This window comes from Deinococcus sp. NW-56 (assembly GCF_002953415.1).
Lineage (GTDB): Bacteria > Deinococcota > Deinococci > Deinococcales > Deinococcaceae > Deinococcus.
Window position 1 is genome coordinate 300208 of record NZ_CP026516.1, and the last position, 22780, is coordinate 322987.

Annotated in this window: 22 protein-coding genes and 2 tRNA genes; 13 read left to right on the forward strand and 11 right to left on the reverse strand. The window is 70.8% G+C overall.

Annotated elements, in window-relative coordinates; translation table 11 throughout:
• Positions 1-31: 31 nt before the first annotated feature.
• Entirely contained in the window at positions 32-1315 is a 1284-nt protein-coding gene (locus tag C3K08_RS01595) for a PLP-dependent transferase (RefSeq protein WP_104989748.1), read from the forward strand.
• A 126-nt stretch (positions 1316-1441) separates the two neighbouring features.
• On the opposite strand, the gene C3K08_RS01600 is transcribed toward C3K08_RS01595, so the two are convergent.
• Complete coding sequence (locus C3K08_RS01600; protein ID WP_104989749.1) at positions 1442-2212, reverse strand: TM2 domain-containing protein; 771 nt, start codon at positions 2210-2212, stop codon at positions 1442-1444.
• An 86-nt stretch (positions 2213-2298) separates the two neighbouring features.
• Between C3K08_RS01600 and C3K08_RS01605 the strand changes: the two genes are divergently transcribed.
• The gene (locus C3K08_RS01605; protein WP_104989750.1) at positions 2299-2991 is read left to right on the forward strand and encodes a cysteine hydrolase family protein; all 693 of its coding nucleotides are present in this window, start codon (positions 2299-2301) and stop codon (positions 2989-2991) included.
• On the opposite strand, the gene C3K08_RS01610 is transcribed toward C3K08_RS01605, so the two are convergent.
• Complete coding sequence (locus tag C3K08_RS01610) at positions 2969-3979, reverse strand: NUDIX domain-containing protein (protein ID WP_104989751.1); 1011 nt, start codon at positions 3977-3979, stop codon at positions 2969-2971. The genes C3K08_RS01605 and C3K08_RS01610 overlap by 23 nt on opposite strands.
• Before the next feature lie 105 nt (positions 3980-4084).
• On the opposite strand from C3K08_RS01610, the gene C3K08_RS01615 reads away from it, so the two are divergent.
• The 4 genes from C3K08_RS01615 to C3K08_RS01630 all read left to right on the forward strand — a co-directional run bounded on the left by C3K08_RS01615 (position 4085) and on the right by C3K08_RS01630 (position 7156).
• Entirely contained in the window at positions 4085-5137 is a 1053-nt protein-coding gene (locus C3K08_RS01615) for a PP2C family serine/threonine-protein phosphatase (protein ID WP_104989752.1), read from the forward strand.
• A 43-nt stretch (positions 5138-5180) separates the two neighbouring features.
• The gene (locus C3K08_RS01620) at positions 5181-5558 is read left to right on the forward strand and encodes a RidA family protein (RefSeq protein ID WP_104989753.1); all 378 of its coding nucleotides are present in this window, start codon (positions 5181-5183) and stop codon (positions 5556-5558) included.
• A gap of 160 nt (positions 5559-5718) precedes the next feature.
• On the forward strand, positions 5719-6513 hold the full coding sequence (locus C3K08_RS01625) for a stage 0 sporulation family protein (RefSeq protein WP_199777018.1): 795 nt from the start codon (positions 5719-5721) through the stop codon (positions 6511-6513).
• Between the two features lie 76 nt (positions 6514-6589).
• Entirely contained in the window at positions 6590-7156 is a 567-nt protein-coding gene (locus C3K08_RS01630; RefSeq protein WP_104989755.1) for a hypothetical protein, read from the forward strand.
• A gap of 90 nt (positions 7157-7246) precedes the next feature.
• On the opposite strand, the gene C3K08_RS01635 is transcribed toward C3K08_RS01630, so the two are convergent.
• Both C3K08_RS01635 and C3K08_RS01640 read right to left on the reverse strand, forming a co-directional pair.
• Positions 7247-7936 carry a YqjF family protein gene (locus C3K08_RS01635; protein WP_104989756.1) on the reverse strand — a complete coding sequence of 230 codons (690 nt, stop codon included), beginning with the start codon at positions 7934-7936 and terminating at the stop codon, positions 7247-7249.
• 192 nt (positions 7937-8128) lie between these two features.
• Positions 8129-8205: transfer RNA gene (locus tag C3K08_RS01640), tRNA-Pro, on the reverse strand.
• Between the two features lie 63 nt (positions 8206-8268).
• Between C3K08_RS01640 and C3K08_RS01645 the strand changes: the two genes are divergently transcribed.
• Positions 8269-9519 carry an aminopeptidase gene (locus C3K08_RS01645; protein ID WP_104991856.1) on the forward strand — a complete coding sequence of 417 codons (1251 nt, stop codon included), beginning with the start codon at positions 8269-8271 and terminating at the stop codon, positions 9517-9519.
• Positions 9520-9593: 74 nt separating this feature from the next.
• Here C3K08_RS01645 and mgsA read toward each other — a convergent pair whose 3' ends face one another.
• The 4 genes from mgsA to C3K08_RS01665 form a co-directional block, all read right to left on the reverse strand.
• Positions 9594-9995, reverse strand: a complete 402-nt coding sequence (mgsA, locus tag C3K08_RS01650; RefSeq protein WP_104989757.1) for a methylglyoxal synthase — start codon at positions 9993-9995, stop codon at positions 9594-9596.
• Positions 9992-10909 carry an ROK family protein gene (locus tag C3K08_RS01655; RefSeq protein ID WP_104989758.1) on the reverse strand — a complete coding sequence of 306 codons (918 nt, stop codon included), beginning with the start codon at positions 10907-10909 and terminating at the stop codon, positions 9992-9994. Before C3K08_RS01655 ends, mgsA begins: the two co-directional genes overlap by 4 nt.
• Before the next feature lie 62 nt (positions 10910-10971).
• On the reverse strand, positions 10972-11238 hold the full coding sequence (locus C3K08_RS01660) for a hypothetical protein (protein WP_104989759.1): 267 nt from the start codon (positions 11236-11238) through the stop codon (positions 10972-10974).
• The gene (locus C3K08_RS01665; protein WP_104989760.1) at positions 11235-11702 is read right to left on the reverse strand and encodes a thioesterase family protein; all 468 of its coding nucleotides are present in this window, start codon (positions 11700-11702) and stop codon (positions 11235-11237) included. The genes C3K08_RS01660 and C3K08_RS01665 overlap by 4 nt, the downstream gene beginning before the upstream one ends.
• 78 nt (positions 11703-11780) lie before the next feature.
• Here C3K08_RS01665 and C3K08_RS01670 point away from each other — a divergent pair, with 78 nt between their 5' ends.
• Both C3K08_RS01670 and cutA read left to right on the forward strand, forming a co-directional pair.
• Positions 11781-12164 (forward strand): cell division protein FtsB, encoded by a 384-nt coding sequence (locus C3K08_RS01670; RefSeq protein WP_104989761.1) that lies wholly within the window; start codon positions 11781-11783, stop codon positions 12162-12164.
• Positions 12165-12237: 73 nt separating this feature from the next.
• Positions 12238-12558, forward strand: a complete 321-nt coding sequence (gene cutA, locus C3K08_RS01675) for a divalent-cation tolerance protein CutA (protein WP_104989762.1) — start codon at positions 12238-12240, stop codon at positions 12556-12558.
• 6 nt (positions 12559-12564) lie between these two features.
• On the opposite strand, the gene C3K08_RS01680 is transcribed toward cutA, so the two are convergent.
• The 3 genes from C3K08_RS01680 to C3K08_RS01690 all read right to left on the reverse strand — a co-directional run bounded on the left by C3K08_RS01680 (position 12565) and on the right by C3K08_RS01690 (position 14207).
• Positions 12565-13728 (reverse strand): M28 family peptidase, encoded by a 1164-nt coding sequence (locus tag C3K08_RS01680; RefSeq protein ID WP_104989763.1) that lies wholly within the window; start codon positions 13726-13728, stop codon positions 12565-12567.
• 106 nt (positions 13729-13834) lie between these two features.
• A tRNA-Trp gene (locus tag C3K08_RS01685) sits at positions 13835-13910 on the reverse strand.
• A 75-nt stretch (positions 13911-13985) separates the two neighbouring features.
• Complete coding sequence (locus C3K08_RS01690; RefSeq protein ID WP_104989764.1) at positions 13986-14207, reverse strand: hypothetical protein; 222 nt, start codon at positions 14205-14207, stop codon at positions 13986-13988.
• A 218-nt stretch (positions 14208-14425) separates the two neighbouring features.
• Between C3K08_RS01690 and nth the strand changes: the two genes are divergently transcribed.
• The 4 genes from nth to C3K08_RS01715 all read left to right on the forward strand — a co-directional run bounded on the left by nth (position 14426) and on the right by C3K08_RS01715 (position 22725).
• The gene (gene nth, locus C3K08_RS01695) at positions 14426-15106 is read left to right on the forward strand and encodes an endonuclease III (RefSeq protein WP_104989765.1); all 681 of its coding nucleotides are present in this window, start codon (positions 14426-14428) and stop codon (positions 15104-15106) included.
• Positions 15103-16341: an MFS transporter gene (locus C3K08_RS01700; RefSeq protein ID WP_104989766.1), complete on the forward strand. Its 1239-nt coding sequence runs from the start codon at positions 15103-15105 to the stop codon at positions 16339-16341. The genes nth and C3K08_RS01700 overlap by 4 nt, the downstream gene beginning before the upstream one ends.
• A gap of 5 nt (positions 16342-16346) precedes the next feature.
• On the forward strand, positions 16347-17063 hold the full coding sequence (locus tag C3K08_RS01705) for a zinc ribbon domain-containing protein (RefSeq protein WP_104989767.1): 717 nt from the start codon (positions 16347-16349) through the stop codon (positions 17061-17063).
• 220 nt (positions 17064-17283) lie between these two features.
• Complete coding sequence (locus tag C3K08_RS01715; RefSeq protein ID WP_199776964.1) at positions 17284-22725, forward strand: ribonucleotide reductase N-terminal alpha domain-containing protein; 5442 nt, start codon at positions 17284-17286, stop codon at positions 22723-22725.
• The last annotated feature ends 55 nt before the right edge of the window (positions 22726-22780 follow it).

The following is a 22780-nucleotide window of genomic DNA, read 5'->3' on the forward strand; positions in this document are numbered from 1 at the left end:
CCTAGCGCTCCCCGCCGCGTAGCGTGGGCGCATGTCCGACGCCCGCGACCCTTTTCCAGATAGGCCCACTCCCGACTGGCCCACTCCCGACTGGCACTACGAGACGACCGCCGTGCAGAGCGCCATCCCGCGCGGACTGGGCGAGACGGTCGGGATTCCCATTCACCAGGCGGCCGCTTTCCAGTTCGCCACGCTGGAAGAAGCGCAGGGCGAGTTCGCCCAGGGCACCGGCCTGAGCTACGCCCGGCTCCAGAATCCCACCGTGCGGGCGCTGGAGGAGCGGATCACGGCGCTGGAGGGGGGCGCCGCGACCGTCGCCCTCGCCAGCGGGCAGGCGGCGACCCTCACCGCCATCCTGAGCGTGTGCCGCGCCGGGGACCATGTGGTGTCCACCGCCAGCCTGTTCGGCGGCACGGCGGGCCTGCTGAACAACGTGCTGCCGCTGATGGGCATTTCGGCCACCCTGACCGCGAACACGCCGGAGGCCATCGCGGCGGCGATGGGGCCGGGCACCCGGCTGGTCTGGGCCGAGACCATCGGCAACCCCGCCGGGGACGTGCCGGACCTCGCGGCGCTGGCGGAGATCGCGCACGGGCAGGGGGCGCTGCTGGGCGTGGACAACACCTGGGGCGGCGTGGGGTTGCTGTGCCGTCCGCTGGAGCACGGCGCCGATCTCGTGACCCACTCGCTGACCAAATGGGCGGGCGGGCACGGCAGCGTGATGGGCGGCAGCGTGACCGTGGGCACCCGCCACGACCTGACCCGTCACCCGATCTACGCGGAGGGCGGCGAGGCCAGCTTGCTGAACACGCGGGGTCAGGCCGCCCTGGGGTGGCGTGCCCGCTGGTTGGGAGCCCACCAGCTCGGGATGACCCTTTCGCCCCACAGCGCCTTTCTGATCGCGCAGGGCTTGGAGACCCTCTCGCTGCGGCTGCGGCACGAGTCGAGCACGGCGCTCGCGCTGGCCGGGTGGCTTCAGGAGCGCCCGCAGGTCGGCCGCGTGAGTTACCCCGGTCTGCCCGGCAGCCCGCACCACACGCTGGCCCGGCGGTATCTGCGCGGCGGCTTCGGCGCCGTGCTGACCTTTGAGGTGCCCGACCCCGCCGCCTTCCTCGCGCGGCTGCGGGTGATCCGCATCGCGCCCAACCTGGGGGACACCCGCACCCTGATCGTCCACCCCTGGACGACCACCCACAGCCGCCTCCCCGAGGCCGCCCGCACCGCCGCCGGGGTCACGCCGCGCACCCTGCGCCTCAGCGTGGGCCTGGAGGCGCTGGAGGACTTGCAGGCCGACCTGGCCGGGGCACTGGGTTAGAGCAGTTGCCAACCAGAGGGCGGCTTCTCGGCCGAGCAGAGCGAGTGACCGCCGTGGGCAGCGGCCGACGTGGAGCCCAGCGGTGTGCTTGTGCTTTCCTCCCCAGGGCAGAACGGAACACCGCTGTCACAACCAGGGCTTTTTCCCCACCACGTACTCCCGGTAAAAGTCCTCGTCCGACTTGGTGAGGTACAGGATGCCCTCAATCAGCCCCAGCAACCCCACCGCCCCGCTGATCAACCCGGCGATGGGCAGGGTCACCACCACGCCGACGATGAACAGCAGCAGCCCCAGCAGCAGCGCCACGATCCACACGCCGATATTGACTCCCAGCATGATCAGCCCCGGCGTGGTGATTCCCAAGTACAGCTTGTGGACCCCGAAGGCTCCCAGCACGATGCCCAGCAGTCCGGCGATCAACCGCCGGGTGGCGATGTCGCCCGGAACCGGGCCGGAAGTGTGCGGCGCGGGCGACCCCATCGCCCAGGGGTCGGGCTGACGCGGGGCAGGGGCGTGCGTGACCGGCTCGCTGGAGAGAGGCGGCGTGGACGGCATGGAGGGGGTCCTGGCCGTCCCGCCCGTCGCCCGCGCGATCCAGTCGTCGGCCGAGTCGAGCAGAGTGGGCCGCGCGGAGTCGTGGGCCGGGGGCGTCAGGGGCTGGGCCTGCGGGCGCGGCGCCCCCGGCCTGTGCTCCGGGATTCGCAGGTCGTCGGGGCCGGAGAGTGGGGTGGGCACGGGCTCCACGCTCGCCACCGTCACCTGCGGAGCTGGGTCGGGCGCGGCAGGTGACGGCATGGGCGGGGCGCTCAGCACCTCGTCCACCCAGGAGGGCACCTCCCGGCGCGGGGATTGCGGGTCGTCCGGGCGGAGGGCGGGGTCGCGGTCGTCTCGCGTCATGCCCCCAGTACGCCATCCGGGGGGCCGGGGTTGCGTCCCCCAAACGGTGCAGGGTCAGCCCTGGCCCCGTGTGCTACATCTGCCCCATGACCCCCACTGCCCCGACCCTGCGCGATCAGGCGACCCAGCAGGCCGAACTGCTGGAGCGCTGGCTGGCCGACCTCTCCGCGCTCACGCTGAACGCCCCGCCCGAGCGGGTCGCGGTCGTGTGCGTGGACCTGATCGAGGGTTTTACCCGTCAGGGACCCCTCGCCAGCCCCCGGGTGGCGGCGATCATTCCGCGCGTGACCGGGCTGATCCGCTCGCTGCTGGACGCCGGAGTCCCGGCCGGAAATGTCGTGCTGGTGCAGGACTCGCATCCCGGAGATGCCCGCGAGTTCGCCGCCTACCCGCCGCACTGCGTCGTGGGTACCCCCCAGGCCGAGGCGGTGGCCGAGTTGCAGGCGTTCCCCGAGTTCGGCCGCTTCCGGCACTTCCAGAAGAACAGCATCGCCAGCCACACCAGCCCCGAGTTCCGGGCGTGGCTGGAGGAGCGGGGCGCCGAGTTCGACGCCGTGATCGCCGTGGGCGACGTGACCGACCTGTGCCTGTACACGCTCGCCCTGCACCTCGTGACGGACGGAATGGCGCGTCAGCTGGGCCGCACCGTCGTCGTGCCCGAACCCTGCGCCCAGACCTGGGACGCGCCCGGTCACCCCGGCGACCTCTACCACGCCCTCTTTCTGCACCAACTGGAGCGCAACGGGGTGCGGGTCGTCAGCGGGGTCCGGCTGGGCTGAGCGCCTGTTCGAGGAGGGCATGGGTGTCCTCGAAATAGGCTTCGGGGTGGGCGAGGGCGTCGCGTGGAGAGGTCCACTCCTTGGCCCCAGTCGCTCCAGTCCACTCGAACCCGAACACGTGCGCGATCACCCGGCCCCGTGGGCTGCGGCCCGGCGCGTCGTACACGGTGGCCGGGGTAGGGGAGAGGGTCAGCGCCGGGTCGTCCGGGGTGACCCCCAGCGCCCCCGCCGCTGCCCGCCGCGCCGCCGCCGCGAGCGTCTCGCTCGGCAGAACCTCCGACCCCGGCAGGGCCAGCAGGCCGCGTCCGGGCCGCTCGTCCCGCCGCGTGAGCAGCACGCGCCCCGCCGGGTCCCGCACGGCCGCGAGCGCCTCCACCCGCAGGGGCGGCCACGTCCCGGCCTCCGCCTGCGCCGCCCGCAGCCACGCGGCGTCGGCCTCCAGCTCCGCGAACTCGGGGGTCCCCCGGAATGCCTCCAGCCAGGCGTGGACGGCGGGGGGGACCATCCCGGCCACCGATTCCAGCTCGCCCGCGAAGTAGGCCCGGCGCACGTCGGTCGCGCTCAGCGGGCTGACGACAGCGGTGGGCAGGAAGGGCCAGTCCGGAAAGGAACGCAGGTAGTAGCTGCTGTCGTCCTTGAGGTGGCCGATCAGCGCCACGTCGCCGTCCTCTCCGGTATGGGCCGCGACCCCAGCCCGCACCGCTGCCAGCCAGCGGTCCTCGTCGTAGGGGTGGTCGGGCACGGCGGCGAAGCGCACCCGCGCAGGGTCCACGCCCGCCTCCCGCAGCATCGCGCCGATCACCTCCTGCCGCTCCCCGGCCGTCCAGGGGTTCTTGAGGGTGCGCGGCGCGTGGGCGCTGCCGATCACCACGACCAGCGTCCCGACGTTCTCCAGCGCCTCCACCATCACCCGCAGGTGGGCGGTGTGGGGGGGCTGAAAGCGGCCGATATAGACGCCGAAGCGGTGGGACGGGGCAGGCGCGGTCATGCCCTCACGTTGGCAGACCCGGCATATGAGAAGCGTGAGGAGTCCCCGCAGGCATGGGGCGACAGGTGCGCCGGACCTGTTACATGATTCCCTTATATTGGACCCATGCGCGCCGACGCGCCCCTTCCCCTGCGCTCCGGTCTGCTGACGGACGTGGGGCGCCAGCGCCGTACCAACCAGGACGCCGCGCTGGCGCTCGACCTTCCGCGTGGGGGGCTGTATGCCGTTGCGGACGGCATGGGCGGGCACGCGGCGGGGGAGCTGGCGGCCAACCTCGCCCTCGACAGCCTCAGCCAGCATTACCTGGAGGGTCGGGGAACGCCGCCCGAGCGCCTCGCGGGGGCGGTGCAGGCGGCCAACCTCGCGGTGCTGCGGCACGCGGTGGGCGAGTACGCGGGCATGGGGACCACCCTGCTCGCGCTCCTCGTGGACCGGGGGGCCGCCCTGATCGCCCACGTGGGCGACTCGCGGGCCTACCTGCTGCGGGACGGCGAACTGCACCGCCTCACCGAGGACCACTCCTGGGTGGCCGAGCAGGTGCGGCTGGGCCACCTCTCGGAGGAAGAAGCCCGGCACCACCAGTGGCGCAGCGTGGTGAGCAACGCGCTGGGCGGCGAGGAACGGGTGCGGTTGGAGCTGTTCGGGCTGCCCCTGCACGCCGGGGACCGCCTGCTGCTGTGCAGCGACGGCCTCAGCGGGGTGGTGGCCGAATCCTCGTTGCTGGAGTTGCTGCTGCCCGCCCAGCCTCCCGAGCGGGTGGCCCGCACCCTGATCGACGCGGCCAACGACGGGGGCGGCCCCGACAACATCACGGCGGTGGTGGTGGACGTCCTGCGCACGGGCGGCCTGCCCCGCTATCCCCTCCCCGAGCGCCAGGAGGGCGGCCCCCTGTACGTGGACGCCCTGCTGAGCGCCCAGCGCGGCAGCAGTCCGCTGACCTACCTGCTGCTGATCCTGGTGTATTTCACCCTGCTCGGCGTTCTCCTGATTCCCGAGCAGCGCCCGCTGATCGCCCTGCTCGGCGCCCTGCTGCTGGGGGGGGTGGCTTACGCCCAGCGCCGTGCCCGCGTGCGGCCCTCGCGGCGTCCGGCCCTCTCGGCGGCGTCGTTGCGCGCCCGCGTTCACCCCCGCCCCGAGTCGCGCGAACCCGCAGGCTGAGGGCCAGGGGAGGTCAGCCCAGGCGGGCCGGTACAGTAGACCCATGAAAGACATCGTGGAGACGGCCGCCGCCCCCGCCGCCATCGGCCCCTACAGCCAGGCGACCACCTTCGGCAACCTCGTGATCACCAGCGGGCAGATTCCGCTGACGCCGGACGGCACGCTCGTCGAGGGCGGCATCGAGGCCCAGACCCGGCAGGTGCTCGACAACCTCGTGGCCGTGCTCACGGCCGCCGGGACCGACCTCGGGCGGGTGGTCAAGACCACCGTCTTCCTGGCCGACATGAACGAGTTCGCGGCCATGAACGCCGTCTACGCCGAGTATTTCCAGGCCCCCTACCCCGCCCGCAGCACCGTGCAGGTTGCCCGTCTGCCCCGCGACGTGCGGGTGGAGATCGAGGTGATCGCCGAGCGGCACTGAGGGGAGCCGGAGCGGGCGGGAAGGGGAGACGGCGGTGGACCGTTCCCTTCCCGCTCTCCTTTCGTGACGCCTCTCTCGACGCCCCCGGCCCGGGCGTGACATCCTGCGGGACGTGGTTGTCCTGCCTGTCCGCTTCGAACGCAGCCCACGCCTGCACGCCATGCTCAGCGAGGCGCCGCACGCGGTGGGCACGCGCGTCGTGGTGCAGGGCAAACGTGGCCCGGAGGTCGCCACCGTGCGCGGCGAGGCCGGGACCCCCGACCCCCAGGCCCGCTACGGCAGCGTGCTGCGGGCCGCGACTCCAGAGGACCTCGTTCGCTGGGACGAGCTGCACCGCCAGGGCGAGGACCTCAAGTGGTTGCTGCGGGCACGCGCCCGCGAGCGCGGCCTCCCGGTCAAGATCGTGGCGGTCGAGTTCACCCTCGACGAGAGCCTCGTGACGGTGAGCTACAGCGCCGAGGACCGGATCGAACTCGGCGGCCTGATCGGGGACCTGCGGGGGCACACCCGCGCCCGCGTGAATTTCGCGGCGGTCGGGCCGCGCGAGCAGGCCCAGATGATCGGCACGCTGGGAGCCTGCGGCCGGGGCAACTGCTCCAGCACCCACCTGCAGGAGTTCGCGCCCGTCAGCATCCGCATGGCGCGGGACCAGCAACTGCCCCTCAACCCGGAAAAGCTCTCGGGGCCGTGCGGACGCCTGCTGTGCTGCCTGCAGTTCGAGCACGGGATGTACCTCGACCTGTTGCGTGACCTGCCGCGCAAGAACGCCCGCGTGTGCCACACCGAGAGCGGTGCGTGCGGCAAGGTCACCAAGCTGCACCCGCTCGCGGGGACGGTGGACGTGCACACCGATCAGGGCCTGCTCGCCGGGGTGCCCGCCCAGGCCCTCACCCGCGTGACCGACCCCGCCGGGGGCAAGGGCCGCCGACCCGAGGTGGACGCGGCCGACGCTTGACCCCCCCGGGCTTCCCCAAAGCCTCTTGCCGCGCCTCTCATCTGCCCGCGCCGCCCGGCCCGGCAAACTGCCAGGTATGCGACACCTGATTTTCCCGACCGTGGCCCAGGCCGACGCTTTCGTGCAGGACCTGCTGAGCCAGGGCGTGATTCAGCCCGAGATGGGCCAGACGTCCTTCCAGCGCCGCTCCTCCATGGGCAGCATGGACACCACGACCACCCAGACCAGCGCGGCGACCGCCACGACCACCGAGTACGTGGACGGCGGCGGTGACGGCGCCGACATGGCGGGCGGCGCCCTGAAGGGCACGGCCCTCGGTGCCGTGGCGGGCGTGGCCGCGGGCGCCGTGGTCGCCGCGACGGGGGGCCTCGCCGCCGTGCCTGTGCTGCTGGGGATGGGGGCGCTGGGGTCGGGCCTCGGCGCGGCCGCTGGCACCGCCGACGCCGCCGTTCACGGTGACGGGATGGAAACCCGTGTCGCCCGCAACTACGACGACCGCTACGACTTCGAGGACACCCACTACGACGAGATGCACAGCACCGTCGAGGCTGGGGGCCGCGCCATCGCCATCGAGGACAGCGTGCCCATGGACGTGGTGGAAGCGGCGATGGCCCGCCACGGCGGCCGCTTCGTGAACCGCTGAGCCAAGTCAGTACAAGTCAGTAGAGGCCGGGAACTCCTGCGGGGGCTCCCGGTTTTCTTTGGCAAGGGAACGGCGCTCACGCTGCGGAACTCACGGCTCGGGGCTGACGCGCACCGGGGTGAGCCAGTCGGCCCGCACCTCCGTTCTCTGTGCATACAGCAGGTGGGGTTCACCCTTCAGTCTCAGGTTGAGCGGCGCCGCCAGCGTGTTCTCGGCGATCCGCGCTTCTGCCCGGCGAAGGCGCCAGGGATCATGGTGGACCTGGCCCCGGTAGAGGCGCCCGCGCCGGTCCGCGCTGTACAGCGCGAGGCGGTGGGTCAGCCAGTCTTCCAGGGTGCCTCCAGCCGCCTGAAACACCGGGCCGACCGGCCGAAAAGCCGCCGCGAAGTGGCCCTCCGGCGCGCGGCGATGGGTTCTCATGCTGGCGTAGCGCGTGATCTCACCGCGCCGGTCTACCCACATCCGGGCGTCAAAATACGGGAGGTGAAAGAGGCGGCGTGCCAGCCGCACTGCGAGCGGCTGGGCCGCGTCCAGCGAATAGAACCACACGCCGGGCACCCCCTGCGCCGTCACGTAGGTGCGCAGATTCAACTCGGGAAAGGCGCTGACCCGCGGCATGTCCGGGCTGAAGCGGGGAGCCACTCCGGCCATCCGGAAGGGCACGATCCCCACCCAGGCCTGGCCCTGCCAGAGGTCGAGCTGGAGGCCCGGCGGAAGGCTGGGGGCCAGGGCCTCCGGGGGGACCGGCCAGTGCAGGAAACACAGGTCCAGCCAGGTCATCCGCAGGACCCAGCGACGCTGTGCTGGAGGACGGGCAGCGGGGGAAACCATGCCGCTATTTATGCACGCCGCTCCCGCTCCGCGCAGGGGGACAGCCGGGCGCCCCAGGCGTACCCCATCGGCGCGTCTCCAGTCCCGAAAGGGCCAGGCAGACCACAAGAAAAACTCCCCCACGCGGAGGGAGTTCTATGCTGGTCGAGGCGGCGAGATTTGAACTCACGACCCCTACCACCCCAAGGTAGTGCGCTACCAGGCTGCGCTACGCCTCGACGGCCAGCCACAGAACTATAGACGCCGTGCCGGGGATCGTCAAGCGGGCGGGGGCGGGCGCTATCCTGCCCGGCGTGACACAACTTTCCTTTGACGAGAAGCTGCGCAATTACGCGCGGCTGGCGGTGCGGGTGGGTCTGGGCGTGCGGGAAGGCCAGCGGGTGCTGGTGCAGGCCCCGGTGGACACCGCCCCGCTGGCCCGGCTGCTGGTGCGCGAGGCCTACGCGGCGGGCGCGTCCTTTGCGGACGTGCGCTGGGACGACGACGACGTGCAACTTGCCCGCTTCTCGCTGGCGCCGGAGGGCAGCTTCGAGCAGATCAGCCGCTGGCGCGTGGACGCCGAGCTGGAAACCGCCGAGGCAGGTGGCGCGGTGATCGCCATTCGCGCGACCAACCCCGGCCTGCTGGCGAACGTGGACCCCAGCCGCGTCACCACGCACCAGCGCACGCTGGCCGCCTACCGCAAGCCCTACTCGCTTCAGGTCATGACCAACCGCCTGAACTGGAACCTGATCTCGGCGCCAGTCCCCGAGTGGGCCGAGCTGATGTTCCCCGGCGTGTCCCGCGAGGAAGCCGTGCAAAAGCAGTGGGACGCGATCTTCGCCGCCACCCGCGCCGACCAGCCCGACGCGCTGGAGCAGTGGGAAGCCCACCTCTCCGATCTCCAGCGCCGCCGCGAACTGCTGACCGAGCGGCAGTACCACGCCCTGCACTTCCGGGGCGGCGAGACCGACCTCACCGTGGGGCTGGCCGAGAACCACGTGTGGGGCGGCGGCGCGGCGCAGACGCCTGCGGGCATCACCTTCACCGCGAACATCCCCACCGAGGAAGTCTGGACCGCCCCCCACCGCGAGCGGGTGGACGGCGTGGTCGTGAGCACCAAGCCGCTCTCGTACAACGGCGTGCTGATCGACGGCATCCGCATCCGCTTCGAGGGCGGGCGGGTGGTGGAGGCGACCGCCGCGAGCGGGCAGGACACCCTGCGCCAGATGATCGAGACCGACGAGGGCAGCCACCGCCTCGGCGAAGTCGCGCTGGTGCCGCACTCCAGCCCGATCAGCCGCTCGGGGCTGTTCTTCTACAACACCCTCTACGACGAGAACGCGGCCTCGCACATCGCCATCGGCAGCGCCTACCGCTTCAACGTCAGGGGCGGCGTGGAGATGACCACCGAGGAGTTCGCGGCGAAGGGCGGTAACGACTCCCTCACCCACGTGGACTGGATGATCGGCTCGGGAGAGATCGACGTGGACGGCGTCACGAAGGACGGCGCCCGCGAGGCGGTCATGCGGGCGGGCGAGTTCGTGATCTGAACCCTGAGTTCAAACAGGGAAGGTGGGCGACGTTCCGCACGTCGCCCACCTTCCCTTGTTCCCGTGTGGACGGGCTAGCCGTCCCGATGGGCCAGCCACAGCACCAGCGCCTCCGCCGTCGCCGGGTTCGTCGCCAGCGGCACGTCATGCACGTCGCACAGGCGCAGCAGGGCGGACACGTCGGGTTCGTGCGGTTGGGCGGTCAGGGGATCGCGGAAGAAGAAGACGGCGAGCACGCGGTCCTCCGCGATTCGCGCCCCGATCTGCTGGTCGCCGCCCTTGGGACCGGACAGGACGCGTTCGACCGCCAGCCCGGTCTTGCTCGCCAGGATGCCCCCGGTCGTGCCCGTGGCGACGAGGGGAAAACGCCCCAGCACGTCGCGGTGAGACAGGGCGAACAGGGCGAGTTCGAGTTTCTGGCGGTCGTGCGCGATCAGGGCCACCTCGCGCCGCCCGCCAGTCTGGGGCGCCGTCACAGGCCCTCCAGCCGGGCGGCCAGCGCCGCGCCGATCACGCCCGCGTCGGTGCCGAGCTGGGCGCGGCGCAGGGTGACGGGGGCGAAGGGGCCTGCGTACTCGTCGGCGGCGGCCTGAATCCCGGCGAAGAAGAAGTCGCCCACCTTCGCCACCCCGCCCCCGATCACGAAGACCTCCGGGTCGAGGAACTTCTGAAGGTCGGCCAGCGCGACGCCGATGTGCCGCAGCGCCTGCGCGACGACCCGCCCCGCCGCCGGGTGCCCGCTCTGGGCGAGGGCAAAGGCCTCGGCGGTAGACACCTCGCGGTTCAGCGCGTAGCTCGCGTCGCGGGCGATGGCGGTGCCGCTCGCGACGGCTTCCAGCGCCCCGTCCAACCCTGCGCCGCTGACCGGGCCGCCCGGCATCACGGTGACGTGCCCGAGTTCCCCCGCGATCCCGTGGTGCCCGCGCCACACCCGGCCCCCCAGCACGATGCCCGAGCCGATGCCGGTGCTGACCGTCACGTACACGCTGCTGGCCGTGCCCCGCGCCGCCCCGAGGTGCGCCTCGGCGAGCGCGGCAGCCTTGGCGTCGTTTTCCAGCACCACCCGCACCCCCAACCGGTCTTCCAGCCCCTGCACCAGCGGCACGTCGGTAAAGCCGTAGATGTTGGGCGCGAACTTGACGCGGGTGCGGCCCTCGGCGAGGGGACCGGGCACGCCTACCCCGACACGGGTGGCCTGCGGATACTGGGCTTGCAGCGCCCGCACCTGCGCGGCGACCGCGTCCAGCACGGCCTCCCAGCCGGTTTCCGGGGTGGGCTGGACATGGCGGCCATGCAACTCGTCGCCGATCAGGACGCCCGTGGCGATCTTGGTGCCACCGACATCCACGCCGATGGAGGGAGGGAAGAGGGGGGAATCGGGAGTGGTCAAGGGAGAGTCCTCCTGGGGAACTGAGGAAACGGGAGCGCTTCCAGCGGTGGGAAGAGGGGAGGTCAGTCCTCCGCCTGCAGCAGGGCGAGGGCCTCCTCAAGCTGCACCTCGGGCACGTAGAGGCCCACGTCGCCCATATAACCGCCGGTCTCGATCTCGATCACCGGGGTCGCCATCGCCCACTGGAAGGGGGTGCGGATCACGGTAACCACGCCGCCCTCGGCCAGGGTGCGCCGCCAGCCTTCGGCGAGCAACCGGGGGAGGGTGTCGAGCCGTACCCAGAGGTCGCCCTGATAGCGCACCCGGTCCTCGTAGTGGGGGCGGCTCATCGGGCGAGCAGGCCGGAGAGGCTCTGGCGCAGCGCTTCTGGCAGCGGTTCAGGGCGCAGGCCGTCCCCCACCCGGACCTGCACCGTGCGGGCGTAGGCGCAGGGCTGGCCGTCGGCGCAGAGGCGGGAAACCACCGTCCAGCTCGTGCCGCCGATGCGCTCGACCAGGGACTCCACCGTGACCTCCTGGCCCCAGCGCACCTCGTGGCGGTAGTCGAGTTCCAGCCGGACGATCACCGAGCGGTCGTCGCGGTCGGGCACGCCGAGGTCGCGCATGAGGAGCACCCGCGACGTTTCGAGGTACTGCACGTACACGGCGTTGTTGAGGTGTCCCATCGCGTCGATGTCGCCGTAGCGCATCTGGATGCCCGCCCGGTGCGCCCTGGCCCAGTCGAGGGACGCCAGGGCCTCCCAGGGGGCCGGGGGGCGCGGACGGGGGGTGGTGTCGGTGCTTGCGCCGCTCATGGGCGCATTAGAACATCTGGCCGCAAGTTCGGGCGCCTCCCCCTTGCCTCCCGCGTGCCCGACGCTATCTTCTGAACCATGTCTGTTCCGGAACCGCTCCCTCCCCGCGAACGGCGGGGCTGGCGGTCCCGGTGGCGTCAGCTTCAGCGGCTGCCCCTGGCCCTGGTGTTTGCCAGCGTGCTTGCGGCGCTGGGCATCGTGCAACTGAGTTTTCAACTCGGCAACCTGGTCTACCGCACCGTGACCTGGAGTGCCGAGACGCAGGAGACCCGCCAGCGTATCCGTGCCCTGGAGCGCGACGTGCGCGTGCTGCGCGAGGCCGAGGCCGCCGCCCTGGACCCGGCCTATCTGGAGGTCTTGGCCCGCTGCCAGGGCTTCGTGGGCGAAACCGAGGACCTCGTGGTGGCCGAGAACGCCCCCGACGAGCCGGGCGAGGTCTGCGACACGCTGCGCCTGCCCTAGCCGCCCTCCCACCCGCGCTGTAAGAAAGGCCCAAGGTCCGCTCGGGAGCCGGGGGGCGTATCCTGCGGGCACTATGTCACTCGTCGTGCTGGTCACCCTCCCGCCGGAGCGGGCGCCCGAACTGGCCCGAACCCTCGTGGCCGAGCGGTTGGCGGGGTGCGTCAACGTGATGCCGGGCGTGCAGAGCGTCTACCGCTGGGAGGGCGAGGTCGCCGAGGACCGCGAAACCCTGCTGCTGATCAAGACGACCGGCGAACGCTATCCCGAACTCGAAGTTCGCATCCGCGCCATGCACCCCTACGAGGTGCCCGAGATCGTGGCCCTGCCCTGGGATCGCGCCCTGCCCGAATTTCAGACCTGGTTGCTGGACGCGACCTCGGCGGGCGGGCGCTAGGGCACGTCAGGGCCGGGTGCTCGGCGCCGCGGCAAGCGCTTCCACCGTCTTCAGCGCTGCGTCCACTGTTTCCCGAATCAGCGCGGGGTCGGCGAGCACGTCGCCGGGCTGGTGGTAGTTGGCATCCAGCCCCCGGTGGAAAAAGAGAGTGGGCACCCCCGCCCCCGCGAAGGGGACATGGTCGCTGCCGCCCGTGTCCCCCACCCGGCCCACGGCGCCCGCCGACCGCCGCACGGCCTCCACCAGCCCCTCCTCGCCGCTGACGGTCAGGGGCGTGACGTTGACGCCCACCATGTCGAAGTTAAACATGGCCCGCAGGTTCCGCACGACTTCCGGATTCGCCTTGACGTAGGCGCGTGAGCCGTGCAGCCCATCTTCCTCGCCGTCGAACAGGACGAAGGCGCTGCGGTTCGCCAGCGGCGTCCCGGCCACCCGTCCCGCGAGGTCCAGCACCGCCAGCGTGCCCGAGAGGTTGTCGTTCGCGCCCGGTGCCCCCGGCACCGAGTCCATGTGCCCGCCAAAGAGGAAGTCGGGCCGAGTGACGCCCGATTTGAACGCCACCACATTCACCCCGGTCACGTCCCCCTCGCGCACCCGGACGCGCAGGGTGGCCCGCTCGCCCGCCCGCAGGCCCGCACCCGCCTCGCGCGTGACGGTCAGCACCGGCAGGGCGACCCGCTCCCCCAGGGTGCCGCGCACCTCGCCGGGCTGGTTGTTGACGACGATCAGCCCCAGCGCTCCCGCCGCCAGCGCATTGCGGGCCTTCTGCGCGAAAGGGAGCGTGCCCCGGTCCACGACGGCGATTCGGCCCCGCACATTCGCCGCCGCGAACTCCTCGGGCGTGCCCACGCCGGAGACGCGGGCGACCGGGGCCGTCACCTCCCCGCCCACCGACCCCTGAAGCGCGAGGCCCGCCAGCGTGCGCCCGCCCACCTCGACCCCCGAGCCGAGGTCGTCGAAGCGGGGGTAAGTGAAGGTCTCGCGCCGGACTTCGTAGCCCAGCGCCCGGAGCTGCCCCTCCAGATAGCTGCGGGCCTGGGCATTGGCCTCACTGCCTGTCACGCGCGGGCCGAACTTGAGAACGGCGGCGAGGTGGGTCTCCACACTCGCCCCGGCAGCGGACGGCAGCAGCAGCGCTCCCAGCAGGGCCACGCGGTGAATTGTCGGCATGCCTCAGCAGAGCACGGGGCGGGGTGGGGATAGGTCACCAGAGGCACAGTGGGTCAGGGGGCCATCCCCACAGCAAAACCCCCCGCGCGGGGCGGGGGAGGTTTCTTGGCGGGCCTTGTAGGACTTGAACCCACGACCTACGGTTTTGGAGACCGCCGCTCTACCAACTGAGCTAAAGACCCGTGCCTTCCGCGCCGCCGGGCGCGTGAGCCTGGGCAGGATAGCAGAGGCCCGCGCGGGCCTGCAAGGGCCGGGAGCTAGAGCACCCCACCCCCCAGGAAGAGTCGCAGGGCCGCTAGCGCGATCACGACCACGTTCAGGGTAGTCGCGCCCCGGTCACGGGCCAGCACCCCGAGAATCAGGCCCAGCACGGCGGGGGGCAGCACCACCAGCCAGTTGAGCCAGCCGAAGAGGGGCAGCAGGCCCAGCAGAAGGCCCAGCGCCGCCAGGATGCCCAGAATCAGCGAAAAGGTTCTCATGGCTCAGGGTACGCGGTGGGCGCGTTGCGGGTTGCCCCCGAGGTGTCCCCGTGCCCCAGACGGCCCCTGGTGGCCGGGTGTAGGCTGCCCCGCGTGAAAAGAACTTCCGGTGAGTCGAAGACGAACCCGAGCGAAGCGAGCAGAAGAAGAGACGGGGGTGCGGCGATGGACAGGCATCCGGTGCCCTCCCGGATGCCTGGGAATCAGAGCAGCCCCGTATGACTCCCGCCCCGGCCCCCCCCCTGCCGGAGGGTGCCCCGGCCCGCGCTCCCCTGGTGCTCGCGGCGCTGGAGGCCCTCTACCCGGACGCCCGCACCGAACTTGAGTTCCGCAACCCCTTCGAACTCCTCGTCGCCACGGTGCTCTCGGCCCAGGCGACCGACGTGAGTGTGAATGCCGCGACCCCGGCCCTCTTCGCCCGCTACCCGGACGCCTTCGCCCTGAGCCAGGCCACCCCGGAGGAGATCGAGCCATACATCCGCTCCATCGGCCTGTACCGGAATAAAGCCAGGAACCTCGCCGCCCTCGCCCGGCTGCTTGTGGAGCGGCATGGGGGGGAGGTGCCCAACGATTTTGACGCGGTCGTCGCTCTTCCCGGCGCGGGCCGCAAGACGGCCAATGTCGTGCTGAGCAATGCCTACGGCTATCCGGCCATCGCGGTGGACACCCACGTGGGCCGCCTCGCCCGGCGGCTGGGGCTGAGCGTGCAGACCAATCCCGACAAGGTGGAGGCCGACCTGGGGCGCCTCTTTCCGCGTGACCGCTGGGTGTTCCTGCACCACGCGCTGATCCTGCACGGGCGGCGGGTGTGTCTGGCCCGCAGGCCGCTGTGCCCGGAGTGCGTGATGGCGGGGTTTTGCCCGAAGGTGGGCGTGGAGCAGACCGGGGTGCACGAATGACCTGGAAGTTCTCCCGTCAGGTCTGGCTCTACCTCGCTTCCGCCTTCACCTTCGGGCTGGCGCAGGCGTTCGCGGCCCTCTTCCTGAACTTCTACCTGCGGGCGCTGGGGCTGGGGGCCGAGTGGCAGGGGCTGGTCAACGCGCTGCCCGCGCTGACGCTGGCGTCCCTCAGCCTCCCGGCGGTGGCGCTCGCGCGGCGCATCTCCAACGCGCGGACAATTCAGCTCGGAAGCATCTTCAGCGTGGCCGGGGCGCTCATTCTCGCCACGGCGGGAGGGCCGCTGGGGGCGATCGCGGGGGCGCTCGTGCAGGGGGCGGGCGGCGCGATGCTGATGGTCGCCGGGTCGCCCTTCATGGCGAACAACAGCGACGAGAAATCGCGGGTGACCCTTTTCAGTGTCCAGAGTGCGCTGATGACCGGGGCGGGGTTCCTGGGCAACCTCTTCGGTGGGCGGGTGCCGGAGGTGTACGCGGCGGCTACCGCGACCGAGCCGGATGGGCTGGGGGCGCTGCGGGCGGCGCTGCTGGTGTCGGCGGGCTTTCAGCTCGCGGGACTCTTTCCGGTCCTGTTCCTGCGGCCCAGCGGCAAGAAGGCCCCGGAGGGCCGCTCCTTCGCCATCCGCGACAAGCTCACGATGGGGCGGCTGGTCGCGCCCAACGTGCTGGTGGGGCTGGGGGCGGGGGCGACCATTCCCTTCCTGAACGTCTATATCGAGGGCAAGTTCGAGGTGGACTATGCCAGCCTGGGCAACCTGTTCGCGTGGACCAGCCTGGCGACGGCCGCCACCGTGCTGCTGCAACCCTTGCTGGTGCGGCGGCTGGGGCAGCTCACGGCGGTGCTGGTGGTGCAAGCGGCCAGCCTGCCCTTCCTGGCAGTCCTGGGCTACGCGCCGCAACTCTGGATGGTCGCCGTCGCCCTCTTTACCCGTGGGGCGCTGATGAACGCCGCCGGACCCGTCTACTCGGCCTACGCGATGACGGCCCTGCCCGACGAGGACCGCCCGATGTATTCCGCCGTCAACCTGATCGCCTGGGACCTGGGCTGGGCGGTGAGCAGCATCCTGAGTGGGGTGGTGCGGGGGGCGCTGCCCTTCGGCGTGGCCTTTAACCTGCTGTTCGCCTGGACGCTGCTGATGTACGCGTCCAGCGTGCTGGCGATCTACCTGGGCCTCTACCGCCCGGCGCGGCGGGGCGGGCACCCGGCGGCGCGGTCGGCACCGGCAGGGGTAGACTGACCGGGATGAGCGATACCGGAAGTCTGCAAAGCCTGCTGCGCGTACAGGAACTTGACCTCGAACTCGACCGCCTGCGGGGCGAGGAGGCCAGCATTCCGGACGCCCTGCGCGAGGCCCGGCAGGAGCAGGAGCGCCTGAACAACGCCCTGGAGGACACCGAGATCACCCTGGAAGGCGTCGAGAAGCAGCTCCGCGCCCTCGAGCAGGACCTCGCCGGAACCCGCGAGCAGGCGGCCCGCGCCCGCGAGGAGCAGGAGAAAAACGCCTTCGACGCCCGCGCCCAGTCGCAGTACGGCAGCCGCATTCAGATGCTCGAAGAGCGGGCCGAGGAGATGGCCGAAGACCTCGCGCCCTTGCGTGAGCGCCAGCGCGAGCTGACCGAAAAGGCGGCGGCCCTGCGCGGCGAGCACCGCGCCCTGCGCCCCACCCTCGAAGCGCTGGAGAAGGAGGACGAGGCCCGCGTGCAGGGCCTGCGCGACCAGGGCGAGGGCGCCCGCCAGGAACGCGCCGGACTGGTCGGCGCCCTCGACTCGCGCACCGTCAAGGAATACGACCTGATTCGCAAGGCCAAAAAGGGCCTGGGCCTCGTCGAGATTCGCGGGGGCCGCTGCACGGGCTGCAACGTGATGCTCCCCGTCAATGTGCAGCAGAAGGCCGCGCAGGGCAAGCTGCCCCCGGTCAAGTGCCCCTCCTGCGGGCGCTTTCTGGTGCGCACGGGCTGAATCTCCGGCGGTTGATACGGCCCCTGACCTCACCCGGTCTGGGGCTGCATCTTGTACCCCATTCGGGGTGTAAGTACAAGGCGTTGTATGAGGCGGAGCCGAATGGTAGAGTCAGGCACCGTAGAGGAACCCCCCGCAGCGGGTCCCCGCCCGTCCGTTTCCGCACCGCCCCCGCCGGGTGGTGAGGGTTTTTGTTGCCGCCTCGCCTCAAGGAGCCGCCATGACCACCACGCCCGACCCTGCCCTGCGCCACTTCGACGACAACGCCCAGCACATCGCCAAGCGGCAGTACCTCCAGCCCGGCGACGGCGATATCGCGGGGATGTTCCGCCGCATCGCGACCTGGGTGGCGGGCGCGGAAGCCGGGGAGGTGCGGGAGCACTGGGCGCAGCGGTACTACGACCTGATGGCCGAGAAGAAGTTCTGCCCCGGCGGACGCGTGCTGGCGGGGGCCGGGACGCAGCACGGCAACGTGCTGAACTGCCTTCAGGCAGACACGCTGGTCGAAACCCGCGAGGGGCAGCGGCGTATTGCGGACCTCAGCGGACCCGCCGAGGTGTTGTCGCAAGGTGGGGTGTACCGTACGGCGGTCTTCCGCAGCTACGGGCGGCAGGAACTCTACCGGGTGCTGTTCGAGAACGGTGAAACGGTCGAGGCGACTGCGGGGCACGAGTGGCCGGTGGGCAAACGCAGCCAGTCCGGCCGTTACCGCAAGGTGACGACCCTGGACCTGCCCGGTCAGTGGGTCCCCGTCCTGCCCACCGGCCGCCGCCCGGTGCGGGACGACGATTTCGAGGCCGGGGTGCGCCACGGCGTTACCTACGGGGACGGATCGAAAAATACCAACGGGCATACTCACCACGTTCAACTTTTCGGGGCCAAGCGCCAACTTGCCCAGCACTTTGGGGAGTTCCGGGTTCACGATGCCGTGTACGCGGGCCGCGAGGTCACGGTCGCGCAGGGGATGCGCGGCGACCTCAAGGCCCTGCCCGACGAACTGAGCAGCGACGCGTACTGGTACGGCTTCTTTTGCGGCCTGCTCGCCACCGACGGGGGGGTAGACGACCGGGGGTCGGCGGCCATCTATCAGTCGGATGCAGATGAACTGGCCCGACTCTCCCGGCAACTCGTCCGCTTCGGAGTCAAGGCGGCCAGCCTGCGTCTCTTCCGCCACGCGGACGGTGGCTACGGCGGGAAACCCAGCTACGCCCTGCGCCTGCTTAAGCAGACCCTGCGCCCCGAAGATTTCCTGCGGGAAGACCAGCGCGAACGTTTCGAGCGCTCCTCGCTGGGTCAGGCCGCGCCCCGCAACGCCAGCCTGCGAGTCGTGGGCATCGAACCCACCGGCCGCACCGAGGAAGTCTTCTGCTGCGAAGAGCCGCAGACGCGAACCTTCGTCATTCAGGGTGGCCTGCTGACGGGGAACTGCTTCGTGCAGGGCGCGACCGAGCATGCCCCCGAGAGCTTTGACGGCGTGATGGAAGTCGCCCGCAAGCTCGCGCTGGTCACCAAGGTGGGCGGCGGCAACGGCGTGAACCTCGACGTGTACGCGCCGCGCTCGGCGCAGAGCCGCCCCGACGCGGGTGTACGCGGGTGGGTCTACATGGCGGCGACCCATCCCGACGTGACCGACTTCGTGGAAGGGCTGATGCGCCCGCCCACCCAGCCCGACGGGGACAAGGCCCCGGTCGCGGTCCGCAACTGGACGCGGGTGGTCTACGGCGAGGCGGTCCCCACCGACCTCGTGGCGCTGGCCCGGCAGAACGGGGTGCAGATCGTGCGGGCGCTGCCGGAGGGCGTGCAAGCTGTCGCGGACGACATGGGCGGCATCATCGACGCGGCGCGGGCGGTCGCGGAGACGGCGCGGGTGGGCGTCGAGCCGCGCATCGACCTCTCGCCCATGCGCCCGGAAGGGGCTCCCATCCGGGGGTCCGGCGGCACCAGCTCCGGCCCGGTGTCCTTCCTGCTGGAAATTTTCGACAACTTCCTGGAATGGGCCAACCGGGGCGGCGAGACGAGCGGGCCGGTGAACACGCTGCGCTTTGTCTACTCGCCGGTGCTGCGGGTGGTGAGGCAGGGCGGCACGAGGCGCGGCGCGGGCATGGCGACCATCGCCATCGAGCATCCCGACGTGCTGGACTTCCTGACCGCCAAGGACCTCGACCGCGAGGCGGCGGAAGGCGACATCTCCACCTTCAACATCTCCATCCTGATCACCGAGAAGTTCTGGCAGGCGCTGGAGCGCGACGCCCTGTGGCATGTGGACGTGCAGGAGGTGCCCGGCAAGTATTACCTCGCCCCCCAGGACGGGCTGTACGACGGCCGCCTGCCCGCGCTGCCCGACCGCGCCGAGGACGGTGCGCGGGGCGTGCCCCTCTACCGCACTGCCCCCCAGGGCCGCTACAACCCCGCCGACAAGCGCCCCGGTGTCCCGGCGAAGTGGCTGTGGGACCAGATCGCCGAGCATGCCTGGAGCACGGGCGAGCCGGGCCTGATCTTCGTGGACCGGGTGAACGAGCACTCGGCGCTGAAGAACCTGGGCAAGCGGTACGAGATTCGGAGCACGAATCCTTGCGTGACGGGAGACACGCTGGTCGCGGTGGCGGATGGGCGGGGGGCGATCAGCTTCCGGGAATTGACGGAGGCCGGGCTGGATGTGCCGGTCTACGCCAAGGACGACCGGGGCAACGTGGCCGTGCGCTGGATGCGAAACCCGCGCGTGACGGGCTACGCCCAACCCATCTATGAGGTTGCCTTCGACGACGGACTGAAGGTCCGGGTCACGGGCAACCACAAGTTCAACCTGACGGACGGGACCTTCCGCGAGGCGCTGGAGTTGCAGCCGGGCGATTCGGTGGCCTCCATGACGCGCTTCCATGCCAAGTTCGACGAAGTGCTGCCGCACATGACGAAAACCCGCAGTCAGGATTACGTGTGGCTCACCAGCGGGAAGGGGCAGCCCAGGGGTGAACACCGCCTGATCGCCGCTTTCTCCCTTGGCCGAGCTCTCAAGACAGGCGAGGTCGTGCATCACCGCGACTACGACGCGCAGAATAACCGTCCCAGCAATTTGGAAGTGATGACCGTGGAGGCGCACGACGACCTGCACCGTGCCGACATGCTGGGCGACAACAACCCGATGCGCGAGCGGTGGTGGGGCCAGCTCACGGACGCTGAAAAGGACGCCTACCGCAGCCGTATGAGCGCCTCCACCTCGGGTGAGCGCAATGGCCGTCACTCCGGTCTGTCCCATGCCGAGCTGGAAGAGGCGGCACGCGAACTGGCTCACACGCTGGGCCGGGGCTTCACCAACCGCGAGTGGCAGACCCATGCCAGGGAGCGCGGCCTCCCCCAGAGCTTCTCGGAGCATCGGGAGACGGAACTGGGAAGCGTGAATGCTCTCTCCGAGCGGATCGCCACTGAACTCGGCCTGCCCCCCCTGCCGCGTGGCGTGGGCCAGTCTCGACAGGCTGTTCATAATTTCGACCTGTACCAGTCCGCTCTGGCCTCCGGTTACGTGGCCGTGCGGCACGAGGGCAACTTCTATCCCATCGTCACCCGCGCCTGCGAGGACTGCGGCACCCACTACGAGCAGCCCTGGAGTCGCCGCGAGGTGAGCTACTGCCGTCCCTGCGGCCTGAAGCGGGCTTCTGCCGCAGGCCGCGAGGGAGCACGGGCCGCGACGCGGCGCATCAGCGAGCACACCAGCGAGCGTCAGGTGCGGGCTTTCAACGACCTCAAATTCCGTCTGGGCCGCCGTCCTCTTAAAGCGGAGTGGGAAGCCCACTGCCGTGAGGCGGGCGTTCCTGTCCGGCTGCATCCCGGCGGCCTGCCGACCTACGCGGCCCTCACCGAGCGGGCCAGCATGGCGAACCACCGCGTCGTTTCGGTCGAGTATGTCGGCGTCGAGGATGTCTACAACGGCACGGTGGACGAGTTCCACAATTACTACATCGGGCACCACTCGATGTCTGCTGATGGCGAAAAGCCTCGCTTTAGTTATGTAAATACCAGACAATGTGGTGAGATCCCACTCACAATTGGGGAACCGTGTGATTTGGGCGCGATCAACCTCGCGGCCTACGTGAAGGGCAGCGCCTTTGATTACCCGACCTTCCGCGCCGATGTACGGACCTGCGTGCGCTTCCTCGACGACGTGCTGGACGTGAATGTCTTCGCGCTGGAGGACAACCGGGTCGCCTCGCAGGACCTGCGGCGCCTGGGCCTGGGCGTGATGGGCCTCGCGGACGCGCTGATCAAGCTGGGGCTGCGCTACGACTCGGAAGCCGGGCGGCAGGCCATCCACGACATCATGACCGCCCTGCGCGAGGAAGCCGTGGCCGAGAGCGAGCGGCTGGGCAAGGAGCGCGGCCACTACCCCGTCTACACCCGCAGCCCCCGCAAGATTCCCCACGCGGCGCGGCGCAACGTGGCGGTGTTGACCGTTGCACCAACGGGCACGACCTCCATGTTGATGGGCGTCTCCAGCGGCATTGAGCCGGTCTTCTCGCCCTTCATCTGGCGCAAGATCGGCAGCGAGTACCGGGCGCTGCTGCACCCCCTCTTCATGGAGCTGCTGAACCAGTACCCGCCCGCCAGCAACATGGAGGCGGACGGAGGCGGCTGGAACTGGGACCGCGTGACCGAGGCCGTCTCGGAAAACCACGGCTCGGTGGTGGGGCTGGCGTTTATCCCCGAGGCGCTGCAACAGGTCTTCGTGTGTGCCCACGACATCAGCCCGGTGGACCACGTGCGGATGCAGGGTACCGTGCAGCGGGCCTTTGACGAGGGCGGGCAGCATGCGGCCAACAGCCTCTCCAAGACGATCAACCTGCCCAACTCGGCCACCGTCGCCGACGTGCAGACCGCCTACGCCGAGGCGTATAAGACGGGCTGCAAGGGCATCACCGTGTACCGCGACGGCTCGCGGCAGTTCCAGGTGCTGTCCACCAGCAAGAAGAAGGAGAAGAAGGTGGAGGAGACCGTGACCGCCGAAGCCGTGGCCGAGGTGATGGGGGAGAGTCCCCAGCCCGCCCCGGTGGCCGCTCAGCCCGAAGCCGCCTCCGTGTCTGCGGCGCCCGCTGCCGCTGCCCTGACCCCCCGGCCCGCCGCTGCCGCTCCGGCTCCCGTCTACGAGCGTCCCACCCGTCTGAGCGGGATCACCGACATGGTCAAACTCACCGATCCCACCAGCGGGCACCGCCGCTCCTTCCTCGTCACGGTCAACCACCTCAACGGCAAGCCCGTGGAGGTCATGGTGATCTCGGGCCGCGCGGGGGACGAGGCGAACGCCGACAGTGAGGCGCTGGGCCGCGTCGTCTCCATCGCCCTGCAACACGGCGTGCCCGCGCAGGCGATCATCAAGACGCTGCGGGGCATCAACGGCGGGCTGTACGGCTCCTACAACGGCCGCCTCGTGGGGTCCAAGGCCGACCTGATCGCCGTCGCGCTCGACACCTTCGCCAAGGACATGGACGCCGCCAGCCTGCCGCCCCTCGCCGGGGGCAGCGTGGACGCGCCCGCCGCCGCGCCTGCGGCTCCCAGTGGCGTCAGCGTGGAAGGCATGGGCCGCGAGCGCTGCCCGGTGTGCGAGGAGAAGGCCGTGATCCGGGAAGAAGGGTGCCTGAAGTGCCAGGCGTGCGGCTACAGCAAGTGCGGGTGAACTGAATCCAAGCGAGAGGAGAGACGGGCACGCAATGGCCCGACTCTCCTCTTTG

Coding starts and splice junctions, on each gene's coding strand:
- C3K08_RS01595 (WP_104989748.1), top strand. CDS start 32: ATGTCCGACGCCCGCGACCCTTTTCCAGATAGGCCCACTCCCGACTGG.
- C3K08_RS01600 (WP_104989749.1), bottom strand. CDS start 2,212: ATGACGCGAGACGACCGCGACCCCGCCCTCCGCCCGGACGACCCGCAA.
- C3K08_RS01605 (WP_104989750.1), top strand. CDS start 2,299: ATGACCCCCACTGCCCCGACCCTGCGCGATCAGGCGACCCAGCAGGCC.
- C3K08_RS01610 (WP_104989751.1), bottom strand. CDS start 3,979: ATGACCGCGCCTGCCCCGTCCCACCGCTTCGGCGTCTATATCGGCCGC.
- C3K08_RS01615 (WP_104989752.1), top strand. CDS start 4,085: ATGCGCGCCGACGCGCCCCTTCCCCTGCGCTCCGGTCTGCTGACGGAC.
- C3K08_RS01620 (WP_104989753.1), top strand. CDS start 5,181: ATGAAAGACATCGTGGAGACGGCCGCCGCCCCCGCCGCCATCGGCCCC.
- C3K08_RS01625 (WP_199777018.1), top strand. CDS start 5,719: ATGCTCAGCGAGGCGCCGCACGCGGTGGGCACGCGCGTCGTGGTGCAG.
- C3K08_RS01630 (WP_104989755.1), top strand. CDS start 6,590: ATGCGACACCTGATTTTCCCGACCGTGGCCCAGGCCGACGCTTTCGTG.
- C3K08_RS01635 (WP_104989756.1), bottom strand. CDS start 7,936: ATGACCTGGCTGGACCTGTGTTTCCTGCACTGGCCGGTCCCCCCGGAG.
- C3K08_RS01660 (WP_104989759.1), bottom strand. CDS start 11,238: ATGAGCCGCCCCCACTACGAGGACCGGGTGCGCTATCAGGGCGACCTC.
- C3K08_RS01665 (WP_104989760.1), bottom strand. CDS start 11,702: ATGAGCGGCGCAAGCACCGACACCACCCCCCGTCCGCGCCCCCCGGCC.
- C3K08_RS01670 (WP_104989761.1), top strand. CDS start 11,781: ATGTCTGTTCCGGAACCGCTCCCTCCCCGCGAACGGCGGGGCTGGCGG.
- cutA (WP_104989762.1), top strand. CDS start 12,238: ATGTCACTCGTCGTGCTGGTCACCCTCCCGCCGGAGCGGGCGCCCGAA.
- C3K08_RS01680 (WP_104989763.1), bottom strand. CDS start 13,728: ATGCCGACAATTCACCGCGTGGCCCTGCTGGGAGCGCTGCTGCTGCCG.
- C3K08_RS01690 (WP_104989764.1), bottom strand. CDS start 14,207: ATGAGAACCTTTTCGCTGATTCTGGGCATCCTGGCGGCGCTGGGCCTT.
- nth (WP_104989765.1), top strand. CDS start 14,426: ATGACTCCCGCCCCGGCCCCCCCCCTGCCGGAGGGTGCCCCGGCCCGC.
- C3K08_RS01700 (WP_104989766.1), top strand. CDS start 15,103: ATGACCTGGAAGTTCTCCCGTCAGGTCTGGCTCTACCTCGCTTCCGCC.
- C3K08_RS01705 (WP_104989767.1), top strand. CDS start 16,347: ATGAGCGATACCGGAAGTCTGCAAAGCCTGCTGCGCGTACAGGAACTT.
- C3K08_RS01715 (WP_199776964.1), top strand. CDS start 17,284: ATGACCACCACGCCCGACCCTGCCCTGCGCCACTTCGACGACAACGCC.